This is a genomic window from Streptomyces javensis (assembly GCF_039525925.1).
Classification (GTDB): Bacteria; Actinomycetota; Actinomycetes; order Streptomycetales; family Streptomycetaceae; genus Streptomyces; species Streptomyces asiaticus.
This window is the reverse complement of the sequence record NZ_BAAAIF010000257.1, coordinates 1-913: the sequence shown is the minus strand read 5'-3', so window position 1 is coordinate 913 and position 913 is coordinate 1. Positions and strand designations below refer to the sequence as shown.

Here is a 913-nt window from a genome sequence, read left to right as displayed (position 1 = left end):
GACCCAGCCGTGGGTACGGCATAGCCGGTCAGCCGCCGGTCCCCGGGACGGTCCTCGCGCACCACGACCGCCGCCCGCACCACCCGCGGATGCGACGCCAGCGCCGCCTCCACCTCACCCAACTCAATACGGAAACCCCGGACCTTGACCTGATCGTCCACCCGGCCGACGAACTCCAGCCGCCCATCCACCCGCCACCGCACCAGGTCCCCGGTCCGATACATCCGCCCACCAGGCCCGGCGAACGGACACGCCACAAATCGCTCCGCCGTCAGCCCCCCACGCCCCGCATACCCCCGCGCCAACCCGGTACCAGCTATATACAACTCACCCACCACACCCGGCGGCACCAGCCCCAACCCACCATCCAGCACGAACACCGAGGTATTGGACAACGGACGACCCAACGACGGCGGCGCCCCCCGATCGGCCGGATCCAAAGTGGCGGCCGAGGACCAGATAGTGCACTCAGTCGGACCGTACAGATTGACCACCCGCGAACCCAACTCACCCAACCGCCGAGCCAGCCCAGCCGGCAACGCCTCCCCACCGGCCAGCACCCGCAACCCCTCCACCATGCCCGGAGCCTGGGAGACGATGGCCTGCCACAACGTCGGCGTGGCCTGCACCACCGACACCCCCCACCGCCCCACCAACCCCGACAACGCCACCGGATCACCCACCTCCACATCCGAAGCCACCACCACCCCCGCCCCACACACCAGCGGCAAAAACACCTCCAACGCCGCAATATCAAACGAGACCGTCGTCACCGCCAACAACCGATCCCCCACCCCCAACCCCACCCGCCGCCCCACCGCAGCCAAGAAACCCCCAACGGCCGCCCGCGACACCACCACACCCTTCGGAACACCCGTCGACCCCGACGTATAGATGACATACGCCGGATGCC

1 protein-coding gene is annotated in these 913 nt (G+C 68.9%); it reads right to left on the bottom strand.

Going from position 1 to position 913, the window contains the following annotated elements; translation table 11 throughout:
* Positions 1 to 854 (bottom strand): AMP-binding protein (locus tag ABD329_RS47840; protein ID WP_344318296.1); only part of this gene is annotated, 854 nt, incomplete at its 3' end.
* Positions 855 to 913: the final 59 nt, after the last annotated feature.